The organism is Mesorhizobium sp. M1A.F.Ca.IN.020.06.1.1, from assembly GCF_004023265.1.
GTDB lineage: Bacteria > Pseudomonadota > Alphaproteobacteria > Rhizobiales > Rhizobiaceae > Mesorhizobium.
Window position 1 is genome coordinate 1 of the sequence record NZ_RZSR01000482.1, and the last position, 4,455, is coordinate 4,455.

At 64.4% G+C, this 4,455-nt stretch carries 1 protein-coding gene and 1 pseudogene; both read left to right on the top strand.

Annotated elements, in window-relative coordinates; translation table 11 throughout:
• Positions 1–355 precede the first annotated feature (355 nt).
• Positions 356–3,847, top strand: a complete 3,492-nt coding sequence (gene carB / locus EOA60_RS20305; protein ID WP_095801623.1) for a carbamoyl-phosphate synthase large subunit — start codon at positions 356–358, stop codon at positions 3,845–3,847.
• Positions 3,848–4,254: 407 nt separating this feature from the next.
• Positions 4,255–4,455, top strand: a pseudogene (locus EOA60_RS20310) (hypothetical protein); the annotation flags it as partial.

The window sequence follows — 4,455 nt, forward strand, 5'->3', positions numbered from 1 at the left end:
CGCCCCCCTCTGTCCTGCCGGACATCTCCCCACTTGGGCCCACTTGGGGGGGAGATCGGCTGTTTTGGCGCCTCGCTTTTTCTTCACCGTCGAAAATTGGCGAAAGCAGTCGTGACGTCCAATCTCCCCCCTCGTGGGGGAGATGCCCGGCAGGGCAGAGGGGGGCGCGAAGGAATGAGACGCCTGGTTTGTTCCGTCACGCCAACCCGCAAACCCTCATTTTCGGGGTTACATCCGCCAAAACTCTTCCCTATAAGGCCCTCCTAGCCTGATACCAGAATCGCAAGCACAACCGGCCGGGTCCTCCCCGCCCGGTTTTTCGTGCAAGCCGCTCGCCGAACGGAATCCATAGACCATGCCAAGACGCACCGACATCAAGTCGATCCTGATCATCGGGGCCGGCCCCATCGTCATCGGCCAGGCATGCGAGTTCGACTATTCCGGCACCCAGGCCTGCAAGGCGCTGAAGGAAGAGGGTTTCCGCGTCATCCTGGTCAACTCCAACCCGGCCACGATCATGACCGATCCGGAGCTGGCAGACGCCACCTATATCGAACCGATCACGCCGGAAGTGGTGGCGAAGATCATCGCCAAGGAGCGCCCCGACGCGCTGCTGCCCACCATGGGCGGCCAGACGGCGCTCAACACCGCGCTGTCGCTGCGCCGCATGGGCGTGCTCGACCGCTACAATGTCGAGATGATCGGCGCCGATGCGCATGCCATCGACAAGGCCGAGGACCGCGCGCTGTTCCGCCAGGCGATGAGCAAGATCGGGCTGGAGACGCCGCGCTCGATGCTGGCCAACGCCACAGAAGTCAAGGACGCCGACCGCAAGATCCACGAGGCCGAGCGCGCCGCGCTCAAAGCCGAGAACCCCGAAAACCTCGATGCCGCGCTCGATGCTTTGGAGACGCGCTGGAATCTCGGCGAAGGCGACCGCAAGCAGCGCTATATCAGCCACGCCATGGCGATCGCGGCGCAAGCGCTCGACCATGTCGGCCTGCCGGCGATTATCCGCCCCTCCTTCACCATGGGCGGCACCGGCGGCGGCATCGCCTACAACCGCGCCGAATTCTACGACATCGTTCAGTCCGGCCTCGACGCCTCGCCCACCACGGAGGTGCTGATCGAGGAGAGCGTGCTCGGCTGGAAGGAGTATGAGATGGAAGTGGTCCGCGACAAGGCGGACAACTGCATCATCATCTGCTCGATCGAGAACCTCGACCCGATGGGCGTGCACACCGGCGATTCCATCACCGTCGCGCCGGCCCTGACCCTGACCGACAAAGAGTATCAGATGATGCGCAACGCCTCGATCGCGGTGCTGCGCGAGATCGGCGTCGAGACGGGCGGCTCCAACGTCCAGTTCGCCGTCAATCCGGCCGACGGCCGCCTCGTAGTCATCGAGATGAACCCGCGCGTCTCGCGCTCGTCCGCGCTCGCCTCGAAGGCGACCGGCTTCCCGATTGCCAAGGTCGCGGCAAAGCTTGCCGTCGGCTACACGCTGGACGAGCTGGAGAACGACATCACCGGCGGCGCGACGCCGGCCTCGTTCGAGCCCTCGATCGACTATGTGGTGACCAAGATCCCGCGCTTCGCCTTCGAGAAATTCCCGGGCGCCGAGCCGGTGCTGACCACCGCCATGAAGTCGGTGGGCGAGGTGATGGCCATCGGCCGCAGCTTCCAGGAATCGCTGCAGAAGGCGCTGCGCGGACTGGAAACCGGCCTCACCGGCCTCGACGAGATCGAGATCCCCGGCCTTGGCTCGGCAGACCACGTCGACGACCGCAACGCCATCCGCGCCGCGCTCGGCACGCCGACCCCCGATCGGCTGCGCATGGTGGCGCAGGCGATCCGCATGGGCACCTCGCTCGAAGACGTGCACGCCATGTGCAAGATCGACCCGTGGTTCCTCGAGCAGATCGCCGGCATCATCGCCATGGAAGAGCGCATCCGCGAGCACGGCCTGCCGCAGGACGCGGCGAACCTGCGCATGCTGAAGGCGATGGGCTTTTCCGACGCACGCCTGGCGTCGCTGACCAGGACCGACGCGGAAGTGATTCAAAAGACCAGGCAAAAACTCGGCGTTCACCCGGTCTATAAGCGCATCGACACCTGCGCCGCCGAGTTCGCCTCGCCGACCGCCTATATGTATTCGACCTATGAGACGCCCTTCGCCGGCGAGCTCGCCAACGAGGCGCGCGTCTCGTCGCGCAAGAAGGTCGTCATCCTCGGCGGCGGCCCGAACCGCATCGGCCAGGGCATCGAGTTCGACTATTGCTGCTGCCATGCCGCCTTTGCGCTGCGCGACGCCGGCTTCGAGGCGATCATGGTCAACTGCAACCCGGAGACCGTGTCGACCGACTACGACACGTCCGACCGGCTCTATTTCGATCCGCTGACGCCGGAGGACGTGCTGGAGATCCTGCGCGCCGAGCAGGCCTCCGGGGAACTGGTCGGCGTCATCGTCCAATTCGGCGGCCAGACACCGCTGAAGCTGGCCGACGCGCTGGAGAAGGCCGGCATCCCGATCCTCGGCACTTCGCCCGACATGATCGATCTTGCCGAAGACCGCGACCGCTTTCAGAAGCTGTTGCACAAGCTCGGGCTCACCCAGCCGAAGAACGGCATTGCCTATTCGGTCGAGCAGGCGCGCCTCGTCGCTGCCGAGCTCGGCTTTCCGCTGGTGGTGCGCCCGTCCTATGTGCTCGGCGGCCGCGCCATGCAGATCATCTACAACGAAGGCATGCTGCAGACCTATCTGCTCGACACCGTGCCCGGCCTGGTGCCGGAGGACATCAAGCAGAAATACCCGGCCGACAAGACCGGCCAGATCAACACGCTGCTCGGCAAGAACCCGCTTTTGTTCGACACTTATCTCACCGGCGCCACCGAGGTCGATGTCGACTGCCTCTGCGACGGCAAGGAGACCTTCGTCTCCGGCATCCTGGAGCACATCGAGGAGGCCGGCATCCATTCGGGCGACAGCGCCTGCTCGCTGCCGGTATATTCGCTGCAGCCGGAGCTCGTCGACGAGCTGGAACGCCAGACCGCCGCACTTGCCCGGGCGCTCAATGTCGGCGGCCTGATGAACGTGCAATACGCCATCAAGGACGGCACGGTCTATGTGCTTGAGGTGAATCCCCGCGCCTCGCGCACCGTGCCCTTCGTCGCCAAGACCATCGGCCGTCCCATTGCGAAAATCGCCGCCCGCATCATGGCCGGCGAGACGCTGGAAAACGCCTTCGCGCATTACGGCGCCATGCCTGACGCGCGCAATCCCGGCCATATCGCGGTCAAGGAAGCCGTCTTCCCCTTCGCCCGCTTCCCCGGCGTCGACATATTGCTCGGGCCGGAAATGCGCTCGACCGGCGAGGTGATGGGCCTCGACCGCGACTTTGCGCTGGCCTTCGCCAAGAGCCAGCTAGGGGCGGGTGTTGATCTCCCCCGCGCGGGCACGCTGTTCGTCTCGGTGCGCGACGAAGACAAGAAGGGGATTCTGCCCGCCGTAAAACGCCTCGCCGAGCAGGGCTTCAAGGTGCTTGCCACTTCCGGCACCGCCCGCTTCCTCGCCGAGAACGGCGTGACGGCGGAAAAGATCAACAAGGTACTCGAAGGCCGCCCCCACATCGAGGACGCCATCCGCAATCGCCAGGTCCAGATCGTCTTCAACACCACCGACGGCCAGAAAGCCGTGTCGGACTCGAAGTCGCTCCGCCGCGCGACGCTGATGCAGAAGGTGCCGTATTACACCACGCTGTCGGGTGCTGCGGCCGTGGCCGAAGCAATCGCGGCGCTGCGGGCGGGAAACCTCGAGGTTCGGCCGTTGCAGGAGTATTTTGGGTAAGGGCAACTTTGGCAGGGTAAGGAACATCACCAATTTAAAGGCATAATGTTTAGGTAATTTGCTTTCACAGAGGCGCAGTTTAGTTCGCGGCTGCCGCATCCACAGAGCCAGCTTGCGGGAATTCGCCAAGATATTGGAGCGATGCTGCCAATCCCCCCGATGTCCGGCAGGACAGAGGGGGGATTGGCAGCTTCGCCGCCTCGCCGATCCTGCACCGTTGGCGATTGGCGAAAGCCGCGACGACGGCTGATCTCCCCACTTGGGGGGGAGATGTCCGGCAGGACAGAGGGGGGCGCCGTAGAGCGCGACTTCGTGCCCGTTCATCTCAGCGCATTTTGGTACCGGCACCGATTAGCAACTCCGGAACCCCGCTTCCCCGCATTCTGCCCGTAGGCTAAAAATCTGCGATGAATGACATGTCCGCAGACGAAATCGACCTGCGCTGCCCTGAGATCGTTGCCGAAAACGCCAAGGGGCTGCGCCTGCGCAAGCAGTTCGGCCGCGGCGGCACCGAGATCGGCGTCGCGAGGGCGACGGAGCTGAAGAACCGCAAGAACCTTTCACCCTCGACCATCGGCCGCATGGTCAACTATTTCGCCCGCCACGAG